Origin of the sequence: Pseudomonas sp. 57B-090624 (genome assembly GCF_003234055.1) — a bacterium.
Lineage (GTDB): Bacteria > Pseudomonadota > Gammaproteobacteria > Pseudomonadales > Pseudomonadaceae > Metapseudomonas > Metapseudomonas tohonis.
Map to the genome: position 1 here is coordinate 71,896 of NZ_QKRU01000026.1, position 15,757 is coordinate 87,652.

A 15,757-nucleotide genomic window follows, 5' to 3' on the forward strand; every position below is an offset into this window, starting at 1 on the left:
TCAGTCGGCCTTCTTCAGATCGACCACCACGGCGGTGGCGGCCAGCCACGCGGCGATCAGGGTGACGAAATAGAGCAGGTCGCGCGCATCGATCACGCCCTTGCTGATGGCCTCGAAGCGGGTCAGGAAGCTCAGCGAGGCGACCGCGTCCAGCAGCCATTGCGGGGCCCAGGCGCTGAAGGCGTCGAGCACCAGCGGGAAGCCGCTGACGATGAACAGGAAGCACATGACCACGGCGAGGATGAAGGCGATCACCTGGTTCTTGGCCAGGGCCGACATGCACGAGCCGATGGCCAGGTACGCCCCCGCCAGCAGCCAGCTGCCGATGTAGCCGGTGACGATGGCGCCGTTGTCCGGCTCGCCCAGGTAGTTGACGGTGACGACCATGGGGAAGGTCAGCAGCAGCGCCAGGCCGGCGAAGGCCCAGGCGGCGAGGAACTTGCCGGTGACCGCCTCGAAGCGGGTGATCGGCAGGGTCATCAGCAGCTCGATGGAGCCGGACTTGCGCTCCTCCGCCCACAGGCGCATGGCGATGGCGGGCACCAGGAACAGGTAGAGCCAGGGGTGGAAGTTGAAGAAGGGCGCCAGGCTCGCCTGGCCGCTCTCGAAGAACCCGCCCAGGTAGAAGGTGAAGACCCCGGACAGCACCAGGAAGATCACGATGAACACATAGGCCAGCGGGGTGGCGAAGTAGCTCGCCAGCTCGCGCTTGAATATGACCGGCAACTGCTTCATGCCGCTTCTCCCCGGGTCAGGCTGCGGAACACTTCATCCAGGCGGCCGCGCTCGACATCCAGTTCCCGGACCTTCCAGCCACGCTGGTGGATCAGCTGGTTGACCTGCGGGAAGATCACCTCGCCGGGCTTGGCCAGCACCGTCAGGCCGCCGCCCAGGGGGTTCTCCTCGACACCGGCGACACCCGGCAGTACCGCCAGGGCCAGCGCATCCAGGGGCTCGTCGGCCACCAGGGTCACCGCCTGGTGGTAGCGCGAACGGCTCTCCAGCTCGTACGGCGTGCCATCGGCCACCAGCTTGCCGGCGGCGATCACCACCGCGCGGGTGCACACCGCCGCCACCTCTTCGAGGATGTGGGTGGAGATGATCACGATCTTGTCCTGCGCCAGGCTCTGGATCAGCTGTCGCACCTGGTGCTTCTGGTTGGGGTCGAGGCCGTCGGTGGGCTCGTCGAGGATCAGCACGCGCGGATCGTGGAGGATGGCCTGGGCCAGCCCCACGCGGCGCTTGAAGCCCTTGGACAGGGTCTCGATGGACTGCCCCAGGACCTTGTCCAGCTCCACCAGGCCGGCGGCGCGGGACACCCGCTCCCTCTTCTCGGCACCGCGGAAGCCGCGCACCTCGGCGATGAATTCGAGGAAGCCGCGCACCGTCATGTCGCCGTAGCAGGGCGCGCCCTCGGGCAGGTAGCCGATCTGCCGCTGGGCCTTGAGGGTCTGGGTCTGGACGTCGAAGCCGAGGACGCTCGCGGTGCCGGAGGTCGGCGCGAGGAACCCGGTGAGCATCTTCATGGTGGTGGACTTGCCGGCGCCGTTCGGGCCGAGGAAGCCGAGCACTTCCCCCGGTTCGACGCCGAAGGACAGGCCGTCGACGACGGTGTGCTGTGCGAAACGCTTGGTCAGTTGTTTTATTTCGATCATGGCCTCTACCCCAAAGGGAAAAGCCCCCGGCCATGCGGGCCGCGGGGGCCTTGCAAACGCCGGCGGAATATAAGGAGTCCTCCGGCGGCAATGCAAGACAGCAGAAGATTCCGCAAGTTCGCGACCCACCCCTCCATTTCGGACGGTCAGAGGCTTTTTGCGGCCCGGTGGCGAATACGGCAAACTAGCCGCCCCGAGCATTCGCTCGTTCGACTACAGACTCCGTATGACCCGCTCGCCCTTCCGCCGCCTGGCCTTCGGTACCCTGCGCCGCCTTCTCTACCTGTGGGTGCGCTCGGAAACCATCAACCAGTCCGCCTTCACCCTCAAGCTCGACCGCAGCAAGCCGGTGCTCTATGTGCTCCAGCAGCCCTCGGCCAGCGATCTGGCGGTGGTGGACCGGGAATGCACCAAGGCCGGCCTGCCCCGCCCGGTGCTGCCGGTGGCGGTAGGCGACACCCTGGAGCCCGCGGCCTTCTTCTACCTGACCCCCGAGCCCGGCTGGTTCGGCGGCCAGGACAAGCGCGGCACCTCGCCCACCCTGGTGCGCGTGCTCGACGCCATCCAGCAGCACGCCGTGGATGACGCGCAGATCATTCCGGTCACCGTGTTCTGGGGCCAGTCCCCGGACCGCGAGACCAGCCCCTGGAAGCTGCTGTTCGCCGACAGCTGGGCCGTCACCGGGCGCCTGCGCAAGCTGGTCAGCATCCTCATCCTCGGGCGCAAGACCCGGGTGCAGTTCTCCGCCCCCATCCACCTGCGCGAGCTGATCGCCCAGGGCAAGGGCCCGGAACGCACCCAGCGCATGGTGCAGCGCATCCTGCGGGTGCACTTCCGCAACCAGAAGACCGCCGTGATCGGCCCGGACCTCTCCCACCGCCGCAACCTGGTGAAGGGGCTGGTGCATTCGGACCTGGTGCGCCAGGCCATAGCCGAGGAAGCCGAGCGCGAGAAGATCAGCCCGGCCAAGGCCGAGGCCCAGGCACTGAAATACGGCAACGAGATCGCCTCGGACTTCGCCTATACCGCCATCCGCTTCCTCGAAGTGGTGCTGAGCTGGTTCTGGAACAAGCTCTACGAGGGCATCAAGGTCAACCACATCGAAGGGGTGCAGGACATCGCCCAGGGCCACGAGGTCATCTACGTGCCCTGCCACCGCAGCCACATCGACTACCTGCTGCTCTCCTACCTGCTATTCCGCAACGGCCTGACCCCGCCGCACATCGCCGCCGGCATCAACCTCAACATGCCGGTGATCGGCGGCCTGCTGCGCCGTGGCGGCGCCTTCTTCATGCGCCGTACCTTCAAGGGCAACCCGCTCTACACCGCAGTGTTCAACGAATACCTGCACACCCTGTTCAGCCGTGGCTTCCCGGTGGAGTACTTCGTCGAGGGCGGGCGTTCGCGCACCGGCCGCATGCTCCACCCCAAGACCGGCATGCTCGCCATCACCCTGCGCAGCTTCCTGCGCTCCTCGCGCCTGCCCGTCGTCTTCGTCCCGGTCTACATCGGCTACGAGCGCGTGCTGGAGGGCCGCACCTACCTGGGCGAGCTGCGCGGCGCGAGCAAGAAGAAGGAATCGATCTTCGACATCTTCAAGGTCATCGGCGCGCTGAAGCTGCGCTTCGGCAGCGTCGCGGTGAACTTCGGCGAGCCGATCAAGCTGGCCGAGTTCCTCGACCAGGAGCAGCCCGACTGGCGTGAGCAGGAGCTGGGCCCGCAATTCCGTCCGCAATGGCTCAACGAGACCACCAACCGCCTGGCCACCCGCGTCGCCCGCCACCTCAACGACGCGGCGGCGATCAACCCGGTCAACCTGGTCGCCCTGGCGCTGCTCTCCACCAGCCGCCTGGCGCTGGACGAACGTGCCCTCACCCGGGTCCTCGACCTCTACCTGGCCCTGCTGCGCGCCGTGCCCTACTCGCCCCACGCCACCCTGCCGGAAGGCGATGGCCAGGCACTGATCCAGTACGTGCAGAGCATGAACCTGCTGGCCGAGCAGAAGGACGCCCTGGGCAAGATCCTCTACCTGGACGAGCAGAACGCCGTCCTGATGACCTACTACCGCAACAACGTGCTGCACATCTTCGCCCTGCCGGCGCTGCTCGCCAGCTTCTTCCAGAGCAGCGGGCGCAGCAGCCGCGAGCAGATCCTGCGCTACACCCGCGCGCTCTACCCCTACCTGCAGGCCGAGCTGTTCATCCGCTGGAACCTGGACGGGCTGGACGCGGTGGTCGACCAGTGGCTGGCCGCCTTCGTCGAGCAGGGGTTGCTGAAGTTCGAGAACGACACCTACGTGCGACCCGCACCCAGCTCGCGCCAGTTCGTGCTGCTGACCCTGCTCTCGCGTGCCATCGCCCAGACCCTGCAGCGCTTCTACATGGCCATCGCCCTGCTGCTCAACGCCGGGCAGAACCAGCTGACCGCCGAAGAGCTCGAGGACCTGTGCACCGTGATGGCCCAGCGCCTGTCCATCCTCCACGGCCTCAACGCCCCGGAGTTCTTCGACAAGAGCCTGTTCCGCCACTTCATCCAGACCCTGCTCGACCAGCGCGTGCTGCGCCAGGACGACGCCGGCAAGCTCAGCTACCACCCGGCCCTTGGCGATCTTGCCGAAGGCGCCGCCAAGCGCGTGCTGCCGGCGGAGATCCGCCTGTCGATCCGCCAGGTCGCCCTGGAGCGCCAGGGCGAAGCCGAGACCGAAGCGCCGGTCGACGCGCCCTGACCCCCGGCCGGCCCCGCCCGGGGCCGGCCCTTCTCCTCCGAACATTTAGGGAACTCGCCTACAAGCCGCTGGGGAGCGTGCCGAGCGGCCTGCTCGTGCCCGCTCAGTACCATGGCCGGCCTGCGCCCAGCAGGACTCCTTCAACGAGGACGATGCCGACCATGCTGCTCAGATCAATCCCCATCCAGAACGCCGAGGGCCAGACGCTCAATGCCGCCATCCTCTGCTGCTTCGGGATCGCCGCCCTGGAGCGCGACTTCCTTCTCTATACCCTCGACGAGCCCCAACCCGGCCGACGCTGCAAGGCCTACATCGCCGAGCTCACCCTCCATACCGAGGGCTACAGCCTGAACGCCATCGAGGACCACCACTGGAGCCAGGTGAAACGGGTGCTCAAGGAGCTGACCCGGGAGCGCTGCTCATGAGCCCCCGCCAGCATGCGCTGGAATTCCACCTGCTGAACCTCAAGGCGCTGCCGCTGATCCAGCCCGTGAAACCGAGCCGCGTGGAAGAGCACCGCACGGTGCTGCTCGACCGCGACGCGCTGGAGCGGCTCATGGCCGTCGCCGGCAAGGCCCACCGCGAGCAGGAGCACGGCACCTGGAATATTGCCGCGGCGCCAGGCAAGGCAGCGCCACCCGCGACATCCGGTCGCGCGGCGCATCTGCAGCGCCTGGAAAGGGACCTCGCCGAGCGCATGGAGCGACTCCAGCAGCAGGCCCGCGAACTGGCCAGGCGCGAAGCGGAACTGGAGCGCCGGGAATCCAGCCTGGCCGAGCGCGAGGCGGCGCAGCGCCAGCGCGGCCGGAGCATGGCGCTGCGACTGGAACAGCTGGTCAGCGCCCAGCGGCGCCTGCAGGAACTCAGCCGCATGTTGCAGGAGCGAGCACCGGTCTCGAAGGCCGACGCCGACGCCGACGGTCGATGATCCGATCCGGGCGCACGGGTGCTGTACCCCCGCGCCCTCGCTTCTATAGTGTGTCTATCGCCGCCAACGGACCACGAGACCCCCATGAAATCGCCCAGCCTGCTGCTCGCCAGCGCCTTGCTCGTCGCCTGCACCACCGTCCAGCCACCGTCCCAGGAGCACCTGAACGGCGAGGTCTACTACCTGCAACGCAGCGCCCTGCCACCGGACGCCACCCTGCGCGTCTCGCTGCAGGACGTCTCGCTGGCCGATGCCCCCGCCCGCGAGCTGGCCTACCAGCAGGGCCGCGTCGAGGGGCAGGTGCCCCTGCCCTTCCAGCTCAGCTACGACCCGGCCAACCTGCAGCCCGGCCACAGCTACGCGGTGAGCGCCCGCATCGAGCGCGACGGCAAGCTGCTGTTCATCAGCACCGAGCGCCACTCGGTTAAACTCGACGGCAGCGACCCGCAGCCCCTGCGTATCAAGGTCGACGCCGTTCCCTGACAACCGCTTTCCCGCCACAAGGATGCCGCCATGTTCCGACTCACCACCCTGGTCGCCGGCCTCGCCCTCTCCGCCAGCGCCTTCGCCCTCTCCCTCAGCGACCTCAGCCAGCAGGACGCCAGCGGCGGCCTCAAGGACGCCCTCACCCAGGGCGCCAAGGTCGCCGTGCAGCAGCTCGGCAAGCCGGGCGGCTTCAGCGAGAACCCCGAGGTGCGCATCGAGCTGCCGGGCAAGCTCGGCAAGGCCGCCAAGACCATGAAGATGATGGGCATGGGCGCCCAGGTCGACCAACTGGAAGCCAGCATGAACAAGGCCGCCGAAGCAGCGGTGCCGGAAGCCCAGGCGCTGCTGGTGGACGCTGTGAAGAAGATGACCGTGCAGGACGCCAAGGGCATCCTCTCCGGCCCCGAGGATTCCGCCACCCAGTACCTGAACAAGACCAGCCGCGAGCAGCTGCGCGCCAGGTTCCTGCCCATCGTCAAGAAGGCGACCGACCAGGTCGGCCTGGCCAAGCAGTACAACAGCTTCGCCGGTCAGGCCGCGAGCTTCGGCGTGGTCGATGCCAAGAGCGCCAACATCGAGAGCTACGTGACCGAAGAAGCCCTCGACGGCCTGTTCAAGATGATCGCCGAGCAGGAGGCCAGCATCCGCAAGAACCCCGCTGCCGCTGCCACCGGCCTGGCGAAGAAGGTCTTCGGCGTGCTCTGAGCCACGCCTGCGCCACGAAAAAGCCCGGCCAAGCGCCGGGCTTTTTCATGTCCAATTTCTCGTAGGCATCCGAGACTGTGTAGTGGCCTGATTCGCGAATGAATTCGCTCCCACGAAGGCAGGCTCATCACCACTGTGTAGGGTGGAGGTCGCTCTTTACCTCCACCAGGCGGAGTCGAACGCGGCACAGGTTCAATCCTGGGCTCCACAGTGAAGGGGTTCACCGCGCTCGCGATCAACCCCGCCGCACCACCTCGACGCGGGAATCCCCCAGCGCCTCGTCCAGGCCCTGGTGGAACCAGCGCAATGCCTGCTCGTAGCGCCCATGCCAGAGGCGGTCGCTGGCCCCCGAGCGGATACCGTTCTGCACCCTCGCGGCCATGACGAAGTCTTCCTCCAGGGCGGCATAGAGGATCGCGTTGTTCTTCTCGAAATAGCGCCGGGCCTTCTCCGTCACCGGTGCCTCGGCCAGCAGCGTGTGGCCAAGCACCCGTGTGGCCAGCGGGCCATCGAGGAACACGGTGGAGAAGTCGATGTGGTCCGGCTCCACCAGCACCAGGGTGTTGGGCCAGAGGAAATACAGCAGGTTGCCGTGGCGGCGCAGGTCCCAGTCGGCCTCGGGCAGCGCCTGCACTTCGCGCAGGTTGCGCTTCACGTAGTAGTTGCGGATGTGCCGGCCGAAGCGCTCGAACAGCCCCAGGTTCGGCCAGAACAGGTGGTCGATGGTGGCCTGGTGCGCCTTGGCCACGTGGTAGTTCTCCAGGAAGGTGTCGATGGTCAGCTTCCAGTTCACCGGTCGGCGGATGTCGCGCGGGTCGAAGACCACGTGGTCGTCCAGGCCGAAGCTGGCGAAGTCGGCCATCAGCTCGGGGCCGAAGAACGCCGGCATGTCCAATGCCGGGCCCGGCGAGTGCCGCGCCCAGATGGCACCGAAACACTCGGCCACCGGCACCTCGGTGAGGTTCAGGCAGCCCCGGTCGACCCCCTCGAACCCATAGCCGTGGGGAATGCCACGCAGTTGCCCGTCCGGGTTGTAGGCCCAGGCGTGGTAGGGGCAGACGAACACCCGGTTGGCCCCTTCGGGCTCGGCCACCAGTTGCGTACCACGGTGCTTGCAGACGTTGAGAAAGCCGCGCAGCCGCCCCGCCTCGTCACGCACCAGCAGCAGCGGCGCCAACAGGTCGCGGGTGATGAAGCGCCCCGCCGCCACCTCGCTGGAGCGCGCCACCAGCAGGGGCTCGCGGCGCAGCACCTCATCCCGTTCACGCCGATGGCGCGCCTCGTCGAGGTAGCTGTCCACCGCCAGGGACGAGGGCATCTCCAGGCAATCGGAAACCCCCTCTTCGGCCAGCGCCAATGCCTTCCTCAGCAATTCAACCTGGGTCGCGTGCTGCATGCCTGCCTCTTCTTGTCGTCATGTCGGCTGGAGTGGCGCCAGGGCACCACGGATGAAATGCCAGAGCTGGCGCGACAGCTGCTCCGCCGGCGGACGCGGCGAGCGGCCGAGCGCCTCCAGCAGTGCCTGGTGCATGCCGCCGAGGATCATCGCCGAGACCAGCTCCGGGTCGAGGCCCGCGTTCAGCTGCCCGGCGGCCTGGCCCCGGCGGATGTTGTCGGCACCCTGGCGCACGTTCTCGGCGATGCGCCGGGCCTCCAGCGCGGCTACTTCCGGCTCCCGCGCCAGGCTCACCAGCAGCAGCGGTGCCAGGGGCTCGGCGTAGACGAACTGCACCGCGCGGCGCACCCGTTGCTCCTCGCGGCTGCACCAGTCCTCGGCGCCCGGCAGCGGATCGGCCGCCATCACCTCGGCCTGGTAGCGGTCGTGGAAGTCCTCCGCCACCGCGGCCAGCAGCCCCGCGCGCGAGGCGAAGTAGCGGTAGATCAAGCCGACCGAGACACCCGCCCGCTCCGCCACGCGCCCCACCTCAAGGCCGCCACCGAGTTCGAGCAACTCGTCACGGGCGGCGTCCAGCAGGCTGGCGCGGGTTCTCTGGGCCTTGGGGGAAAGATCGGTCATGGGGGTTCTCGATAAAGCGCTGGACAGTAAAAGTGAATTCAGTTTACTTATTTCTCCCGACGCGCCAAGCCCCGATCCAATAAAAACCAACGGAGCATTCCCATGACCGACTCCACCGTCCACTACGCGGTCGACGGCCGCATCGCCACCCTCACCCTGAACAGGCCGGAGCGCCTCAACGCCATCGACGACCGCCTGCCCGCCGACCTGGAAGCCGCCGTGCTGCGCGCCAACGCCGACGACGCCGTGCACGTCATCGTCCTCACCGGTGCCGGGCGGGGCTTCTGCAGCGGCTACGACCTCAAGTTCTTCGCCGAGAACCCGCGCGGCATCTACGGCAGCCAGGAAATGCCCTGGGACCCGATGGTCGACTACGCACTGATGAAGAAGAACACCGAGCACTTCATGAGCCTGTTCCGCAGCTACAAGCCGGTGATCGCCAAGGTGCACGGTCCGGCGGTGGCCGGCGGCAGCGACATCGCCCTGTGCTGCGACCTGATCCTGATGGCCGACGAGGCGGTGATCGGCTACCCGCCGGCACGGGTCTGGGGCTGCCCGACCACGGCGATGTGGGTCTACCGCCTTGGCCCGGAGAAGGCCAAGCGCATGCTGCTGACCGGCGATCTCATCGACGGTCGCGAGGCCCAACGCCTGGGCCTGGTCTACCAGAGCGTGCCGTTGGCCGAGCTGGACGCGGCGGTGCAAGCGCTCACCGCGCGCATGCAGGGCATCCCCCGCAACCAACTGATGATGCAGAAGCTGATGATCAACCAGGCCTTCCACAACATGGGCCTGGAAACCACGCAGATGTTCGCCACACTCTTCGACGGCATCACCCGCCACAGCCCGGAGGGCGTGCGTTTCAAGGCACGTTGCGAGGAGGTCGGGTTCGCCCAGGCGGTGAAGGAGCGCGACTCGGGCCAGCCGATTCCCTGAGCCGTTCCCGCCCGTCCAATCCGAGTACAGGAGGTGTTCGATGACGACGCAGCAACCGCCGGCCGATCTTCCCAGCATCCCCGCCCTGCTCGCCTGGCGCGCCGAGCGCACGCCCGACTGGCCCGCCGCCCAGGTGCGGGCACACGACGCCTGGCGCAGCCTCGATTGGGGCGAAGTGGCCCGCCGCAGCGAAGCCCTGGCCAGGGCCCTGGTCGCCGCCGGCGTCGAGCCCGGCGATCGCGTGGCGATCTGGAGCCGCACCCGCCTGGAATGGAGCCTGCTGGATTTCGCCACCCTCATGGCCGGCGCCACCAGCGTCGGCCTCTACCCGAGCCTCACCCCGGCCCAGGCGATCCAGCAGTTGCAGCGTGCCGGCTGCCGGCTGCTGTTCGTCGAGCGGCCGGGACAGGCACAGGGCCTGGCCTTGCCGGGCCTGCGCATCGTCGCCATCGACGGCGACGGGCCCGCAGGCCTGGACGCCTTCATCGCCGAAGGCAGCGACGTGCCGGCCGACGAGGTTCGTCGACGCTGGCAGGCACTCGACCGCACGTCCCTGGCCAACCTGGTGTTCACCTCCGGCACCACGGGCGAGCCCAAGGCGGCCATGCTCAGCCACGGCAACCTCCTCGCCGCCGTCGCTGCCTACCAGTTGCCGCCGCAGCGCTACACCGGGCTCGCCTTCCTGCCCATGGCCCATGTCGGCGAGCGGGTGATCGGCCAGTACCAGCGCCTCTGGTGCGGCGCCCAGGCCGCCTACGTGCCGGACATCAACGACGTGCCCCGGGCCCTCGCCGAGGTGCAGCCGGACTTCTTCGGCAGCGTGCCCCGGCTCTTCGAGAAGCTGCACGGGGCGGTCATGGCCCAGCGTGAAACCCTGTCGCCCGGCAAACGCCGCGTGCTCGACTGGGCGCTGCGCACCGGCGCCCGCCAGCGCGGCGGCCTGCGCCTGCTGCTGGCCCGGCGCCTGGTGCTGGACGGCCTGCGCCAGCGCCTGTTCGGTGCGCGCATCCGCGCCCTGGTCAGCGGCGGCGCGCCACTCGATGCCGAACTGGTGGCCTTCTTCACCGCCCTCGGCGTGCCGCTCTGCGAAGGCTGGGGCATGTCCGAGTCCACCGCCTTCCTCACCAGCAACGAAGCCGGGTTGGCCAAGGCCGGCTCGGTGGGCCGCCCCCTGCCAGGCGTCGAGGTACGCATCGCCGATGACGGCGAGGTACTGGTACGCGGGCCGCAGGTGTTCAAGGGCTACTTCCAGCAACCGGAGAAGACCGCCGAGGCCTTCACCCTCGACGGCTGGCTGCGCACCGGCGACCTGGGCCGGCTGGACGCCGCCGGCCACCTCTGGCTGACCGGGCGCAAGAAGGAGCTGATCATCACCGCCGGCGGCAAGAACATCGCACCGACCCCCATCGAGGCACGCCTCAGGCAGCACCCACTGGTGGAGCAGGCCCTGGTCCACGGCGACCGGCGCAAGCACCTCAGCGCCCTCCTCGCCCTCGACCCACAGAGCCTGGCCATCTGGGCGAAACGCCAGGGGCTGGCGGGGGACGCCGATACCTGGCTGCAGGCACCGGCGCTGCTGGCGGAGCTGCAGGGGCACGTCGATACGATCAACGCCGAGCTGTCCCAGGTGGAACGGATCAAGGCCTGGGCGCTGCTGCCGCGCCTGCTCAGCCAGGAGCAGGACGAACTGACGCCAACGCAGAAGCTCAAGCGCCCGGTGGTGGAGCGCAACTTCGCGTTGCTGCTGGATGGGATGTATGAGGAGAGCCCCGGCGGGGCGCTGTCCAGTGGGTCCCCGCCTTCACGGGGATGACGGTGACATGAACGCATGGATTGAAGCCCAACGAGCGGTGCCGGGGCTGGCATCGCAACGTTGGGCTTCGTACCTCGGCGCAACCTACGGCCCGTCGGAACCGTAGGATGGGTAGAGCGCAGCGAACCCCATGCGGATGGCCTTGCCGTCAGGCCCTGGGCACTTCCTTGACCCGGAACCAGGCCGCGTAGAGCGCCGGCAGGAACAGCAGGGTCAGCGCGGTGGCGACGATCAGGCCGCCCATGATGGCCACCGCCATGGGGCCGAAGAACACGCTGCGCGACAGCGGGATCATCGCCAGTACCGCCGCCAGGGCGGTGAGCACGATGGGTCGGAAACGACGCACCGTGGCTTCGATGATCGCGTGCCACTTGTCCAGGCCGGCGTCGATGTCCTGCTCGATCTGGTCCACCAGGATCACCGAGTTGCGCATGATCATCCCCGCCAGGGCGATGGTGCCGAGCATGGCCACGAAGCCGAACGGCTGGCGGAACACCAGGAGGAACAAGGTCACCCCGATCAGCCCCAGGGGCGCGGTGAGGAACACCATCGCCGAGCGCGAGAAGCTTTTCAGTTGCAGCATCAGCAGCGTCAGCACCACGACGATGAACAGCGGCACACCGGCATTCACCGACTTCTGCCCGCGCGCGGAGTCCTCCACCGTGCCGCCCACGTCCAGCAGGTAGCCATCGGGCAGTTCGGCGCGGATCGGCTCCAGGGTCGGCATGATCTGCGTCACCAGGCTGGCCGGCAGCGACTTGTCGTAGATGTCGGCGCGCACGGTCACCGTCGGCAAGCGGTTGCGGTGCCAGATGATGCCTTCCTCGAAGCCGTACTCCAGGGTGGCGATCTGCGACAGGGGCACGCTCTTGCCGCTGTCGGTGGGCACCGCCAGGCTCGGCAGCAGCGCCAGCTCCTGGCGCTCGCGCGGGGTGCCGCGCAGGAGGATGTCGATCAGCTCGTTGTCCTCGCGGAACTGGCTGACCGTGGAGCCGGTGAGCGAGCTCTGCAGGAAGCGCGACAGGTCGGCGGTGCTCACGCCCAGGGCACGGGCGCGGTCCTGGTCGATGTTCAGGCGCACCACCTTGCTCGGCTCTTCCCAGTCCAGGTGCACGTTCACCACGTGGGGGTTCTCGCGCACCTTGTCGGCCACCTTGCGCGCGTAGGCGCGGACCTCGTCGATGTGCTCGCCGGACACGCGGAACTGCACCGGATAGCCCACGGGCGGGCCGTTCTCCAGGCGCGAGACACGGGTACGCAGGCTGGGGAACTCGTCGTTGAGGGTCTGGATCAGCCAGCTGCGCAGGGCCTCGCGGTCCTCGATGGTCTTGGCCAGAACCACGAACTGGGCGAAGCTCGCCGCCGGCAGTTGCTGGTCCAGCGGCAGGTAGAAGCGCGGCGAACCGGTGCCCACGTAGGCCACGTAGTTATCCACGCCCGGGTGTTCCTTGATCAGCTTCTCCAGGCGCGTCACCTCGGCCTCGGTGTTGCTCAGCGAGGAGCCCTCGCCCAGCTTGAGGTCGACCATCAGCTCCAGGCGCCCGGAAGCCGGGAAGAACTGCTGGGGCACGAAGCGGAACAGGGCGATGGCGGCGACGAAGGCCACCAGGGTGAGGACGATCACCGTCTTGCGCCGGCGCACGCACCACTCCACCACGCGCCGCACGCGCTGGTAGAAGGGCGTCGCGTAGGGGTCGTGGGCGCCGCTGCCGCCGTGTTTCTCGGCGTGGCGCTTGGCCAGGTCCGGCAGCAGGCGGTCACCCAGGTAGGGCACGAAGACCACGGCGGCGACCCAGGACACCAGCAGGGCGATGGTCACCACCTGGAAGATCGAACGGGTGTACTCGCCGGTGCCCGATTGCGCGGTGGCGATGGGGAGGAAGCCGGCGGCGGTGATCAGGGTGCCGGTGAGCATGGGGAAGGCCGTGCTGGTCCAGGCGTAGCTGGCCGCCTTGAGCCGGTCGTAGCCCTGCTCCATCTTGATGGCCATCATCTCCACCGCGATGATCGCATCGTCCACCAGGAGGCCCAGGGCGAGCACCAGCGCGCCGAGGGAAATCTTGTGCAGGCCGATGCCCAGGTAGTACATGGCGGCGAAGGTCATCGCCAGCACCAGCGGGATCGACAGCGCCACCACCAGGCCGGTGCGCAGGCCCAGGGAGAAGAAGCTCACCAGCAGCACGATGATCAGCGCCTCGGTGAGCACGCGGACGAACTCGCCCACGCCGGTCTTCACCGCCGCCGGCTGGTCGGAGACCTTGCGCAGCTGCATGCCGGCCGGGAGGGTTTCCTGCAGGCGGGCGAACTCGCCCTCCAGGGCCTGGCCGAGGATCAGGATGTCGCCACCCGCCTTCATCGAGACCGCGAGGCCGATGGCGTTCTCGCCCATGAAGCGCATGCGCGGCGCGGGCGGGTCGTTGAAGCCGCGGTGCACGTCGGCGACATCGCCGATGCGGAAGGTGCGGTCACCCACGCGGATGGGGAAGTCGCGGATCTCCTTCACCGAGTCGAAGCGCCCGCTGACGCGAAGCTGCACGCGGTCGCTGGCCGTCTCGAAGAAGCCGGCGGCAGCCACCGCGTTCTGCTCCTCCAGCGCCTGCTGCACGGCGGCCAGCGGCAGGCCGAGGGTAGCGGCCTTGGTGTTGGAGAGTTCGATCCAGATCTTCTCGTCCTGCAGGCCGAGCAGCTCGACCTTGCCCACGTCCTTGACCCGCTGCAGTTGCAGCTGGATGCGGTCGGCGTAGTCCTTGAGCACGGCGTAGTCGAAGCCCTCGCCGGTCAGCGCATAGATGTTGCCGAAGGTGGTGCCGAACTCGTCGTTGAAGAACGGCCCCTGGATGCCCTGGGGCAAGGTATGGCGGATGTCGCTGACCTTCTTGCGCACCTGGTACCAGAGCTCGGGGATCTCGTTGGAGTGCATCGAGTCCCGCGCGAGGAAGGTCACCTGGGATTCGCCGGGGCGGGAGAAGGAAATGATCTTGTCGTACTCGCCGGTCTCCATGAGCTTCTTCTCGATGCGCTCGGTGACCTGGCGGGAAACCTCCTCGGCGCTGGCGCCGGGCCAGTTGGTGCGGATCACCATGGCCTTGAAGGTGAAGGGCGGGTCTTCGCTCTGCCCCAGCTTGGTGTAGGAGATGGCGCCGACTATGCCCAGCAGCAGCATGATGTAGAGGACGATCTGACGGTTCTTCAGCGCCCAGGCGGAAAGGTTGAAGTTCACTCGGCCCTACTCCTTGGCGATCAGCTTCACCGCGCGGTTGGCGCGGTCCACGGGGCGGACTTCCTGGCCTTCACGCAGCACCTGGACACCGGCGGCGACCACCCAGTCCTCGGGCTTCAGGCCTTCGAGCACCGGAACACGATCCTCGCCGTAGGGGCCGACGCGCACGGGGCGTCGTTCGATCTTCGAGCTGTCCGGGTTCACCACCCAGACGTAGGGTTCACCGGCTTCGGCGGTCAGCGCCGAGAGCGGCACCGAGAGCGGCACCTCGCCGTTGGCCTGGATGTAGACGCGGGCGCTCTGGCCCAGCTCGGCGGGCACCTCACCGGCGGTGAAGGCGATGCGCGCGGCGAAGGTGCGCGACTGCTGGTCGGCGGCCGGCGAGAGTTCACGGATGCGCCCGGGGAAGCGCTTGTCGGGCTGCGACCAGAGTTCGACGGCCACCTGCTGGCCGATCTTGAAGCGGTCGATGGCGTGTTCCGGCAGGCTGATCAGCACTTCGCGCTCGCCGTCGGCCGCCAGGGTGAAGACCGTCTGCCCGGCCGCCACCACCTGGCCCACCTCGGCGCGGCGGGTGGCGATCACGCCGTTCTGCGAAGCGCGCAGCACGGCGTAGCCCGCCTGGTTGCTGGCCACGTTGTATTCGGCCTGGATCTGTTTCAGCCGCGCTTCGCCTGAGCGGTACTGGTTCTCGACGTTGTCGAACTGCGAGGGGCTGATCAGCTTGCGGTCCAGCAGCGTCTTGTAGCGGTCGCGCTCGGCACGCACCAGCTTGAGGTTGGCCTCGGCGGCGGCGACCTGGGCGCGGGAGGCCTCCAGTTGCAGACGCACGTCCTGCGGGTCGAGCTCGGCCAGGGGCTGCTCGGCCTTGACCCGGTCGCCCACCTCCACCAGGCGGCGGGTGATCTTGCCGCCGATGCGGAAGGCCAGTTCCGGCTCCAGCCTGGCGCGCACTTCGCCCGGGTAGGTCACCATCGCGTCGCCGGCGGGCTGCGGTTGCACCACCATGGCCGGGCGTATCGATTGCTGGACGGTCTCGTCATTGCCGCAGGCACCGACGAGCAAAGAGAGTGTCAGAGGCAGAGCGAGGGGCAGGACATGGCGGAACATGGTGTATGACCTTTCGCGAAGTGCTGTTGGAATATTGGGTATTCGGAATAGCCGGTTGATGAAGGGAACTTCTAACCGGCTTCCGAAGGCGGTGTAGTGATGTTGATGGGAGGCTCCAAGAAGCGCTCCAAGAGCTTCCCTATAGGCACCCCCATGTCCACC

Annotated in this window: 13 protein-coding genes; 7 read left to right on the forward strand and 6 right to left on the reverse strand. The window is 68.0% G+C overall.

Annotated elements, in window-relative coordinates:
* Positions 1-735, reverse strand: a complete 735-nt coding sequence (locus DMX10_RS14285) for an ABC transporter permease subunit (protein WP_111261689.1) — start codon at positions 733-735, stop codon at positions 1-3.
* Positions 732-1,655 (reverse strand): ABC transporter ATP-binding protein, encoded by a 924-nt coding sequence (locus DMX10_RS14290; protein WP_111261690.1) that lies wholly within the window; start codon positions 1,653-1,655, stop codon positions 732-734. The genes DMX10_RS14285 and DMX10_RS14290 overlap by 4 nt, the downstream gene beginning before the upstream one ends.
* Positions 1,656-1,881: 226 nt before the next feature.
* Between DMX10_RS14290 and plsB the strand changes: the two genes are divergently transcribed.
* The 5 genes from plsB to DMX10_RS14315 all read left to right on the forward strand — a co-directional run bounded on the left by plsB (position 1,882) and on the right by DMX10_RS14315 (position 6,499).
* A complete protein-coding gene (plsB, locus tag DMX10_RS14295; RefSeq protein WP_111261691.1) occupies positions 1,882-4,380 on the forward strand; it encodes a glycerol-3-phosphate 1-O-acyltransferase PlsB in 2,499 nt (832 codons plus the stop codon).
* Positions 4,381-4,541: 161 nt separating this feature from the next.
* Positions 4,542-4,805, forward strand: a complete 264-nt coding sequence (locus DMX10_RS14300; protein ID WP_146603014.1) for a hypothetical protein — start codon at positions 4,542-4,544, stop codon at positions 4,803-4,805.
* Positions 4,802-5,308, forward strand: coding sequence for a hypothetical protein (locus DMX10_RS14305; protein WP_111261693.1), 507 nt, complete (start codon positions 4,802-4,804; stop codon positions 5,306-5,308). The genes DMX10_RS14300 and DMX10_RS14305 overlap by 4 nt, the downstream gene beginning before the upstream one ends.
* 84 nt (positions 5,309-5,392) lie before the next feature.
* A complete protein-coding gene (locus DMX10_RS14310) occupies positions 5,393-5,791 on the forward strand; it encodes a YbaY family lipoprotein (protein ID WP_111261694.1) in 399 nt (132 codons plus the stop codon).
* A gap of 30 nt (positions 5,792-5,821) precedes the next feature.
* The gene (locus tag DMX10_RS14315; RefSeq protein WP_111261695.1) at positions 5,822-6,499 is read left to right on the forward strand and encodes a DUF4197 domain-containing protein; all 678 of its coding nucleotides are present in this window, start codon (positions 5,822-5,824) and stop codon (positions 6,497-6,499) included.
* Positions 6,500-6,734: 235 nt separating this feature from the next.
* Here the strand turns inward: DMX10_RS14315 and DMX10_RS14320 are convergent, their stop codons facing one another.
* Both DMX10_RS14320 and DMX10_RS14325 read right to left on the reverse strand, forming a co-directional pair.
* A complete protein-coding gene (locus DMX10_RS14320) occupies positions 6,735-7,895 on the reverse strand; it encodes an aromatic ring-hydroxylating dioxygenase subunit alpha (protein ID WP_111261696.1) in 1,161 nt (386 codons plus the stop codon).
* Positions 7,896-7,913: 18 nt separating this feature from the next.
* Entirely contained in the window at positions 7,914-8,516 is a 603-nt protein-coding gene (locus DMX10_RS14325; RefSeq protein WP_111261697.1) for a TetR/AcrR family transcriptional regulator, read from the reverse strand.
* Between the two features lie 102 nt (positions 8,517-8,618).
* Between DMX10_RS14325 and DMX10_RS14330 the strand changes: the two genes are divergently transcribed.
* Together DMX10_RS14330 and DMX10_RS14335 are read left to right on the forward strand one after the other, a co-directional pair.
* Entirely contained in the window at positions 8,619-9,452 is an 834-nt protein-coding gene (locus DMX10_RS14330) for a crotonase/enoyl-CoA hydratase family protein (protein ID WP_111261698.1), read from the forward strand.
* A 40-nt stretch (positions 9,453-9,492) separates the two neighbouring features.
* Positions 9,493-11,265, forward strand: a complete 1,773-nt coding sequence (locus DMX10_RS14335; RefSeq protein WP_111261699.1) for a long-chain fatty acid--CoA ligase — start codon at positions 9,493-9,495, stop codon at positions 11,263-11,265.
* Positions 11,266-11,413: 148 nt separating this feature from the next.
* Here the strand turns inward: DMX10_RS14335 and DMX10_RS14340 are convergent, their stop codons facing one another.
* A complete protein-coding gene (locus DMX10_RS14340; protein ID WP_111261700.1) occupies positions 11,414-14,485 on the reverse strand; it encodes an efflux RND transporter permease subunit in 3,072 nt (1,023 codons plus the stop codon).
* 6 nt (positions 14,486-14,491) lie between these two features.
* A complete protein-coding gene (locus DMX10_RS14345; protein ID WP_111261701.1) occupies positions 14,492-15,595 on the reverse strand; it encodes an efflux RND transporter periplasmic adaptor subunit in 1,104 nt (367 codons plus the stop codon).
* Positions 15,596-15,757: the final 162 nt, after the last annotated feature.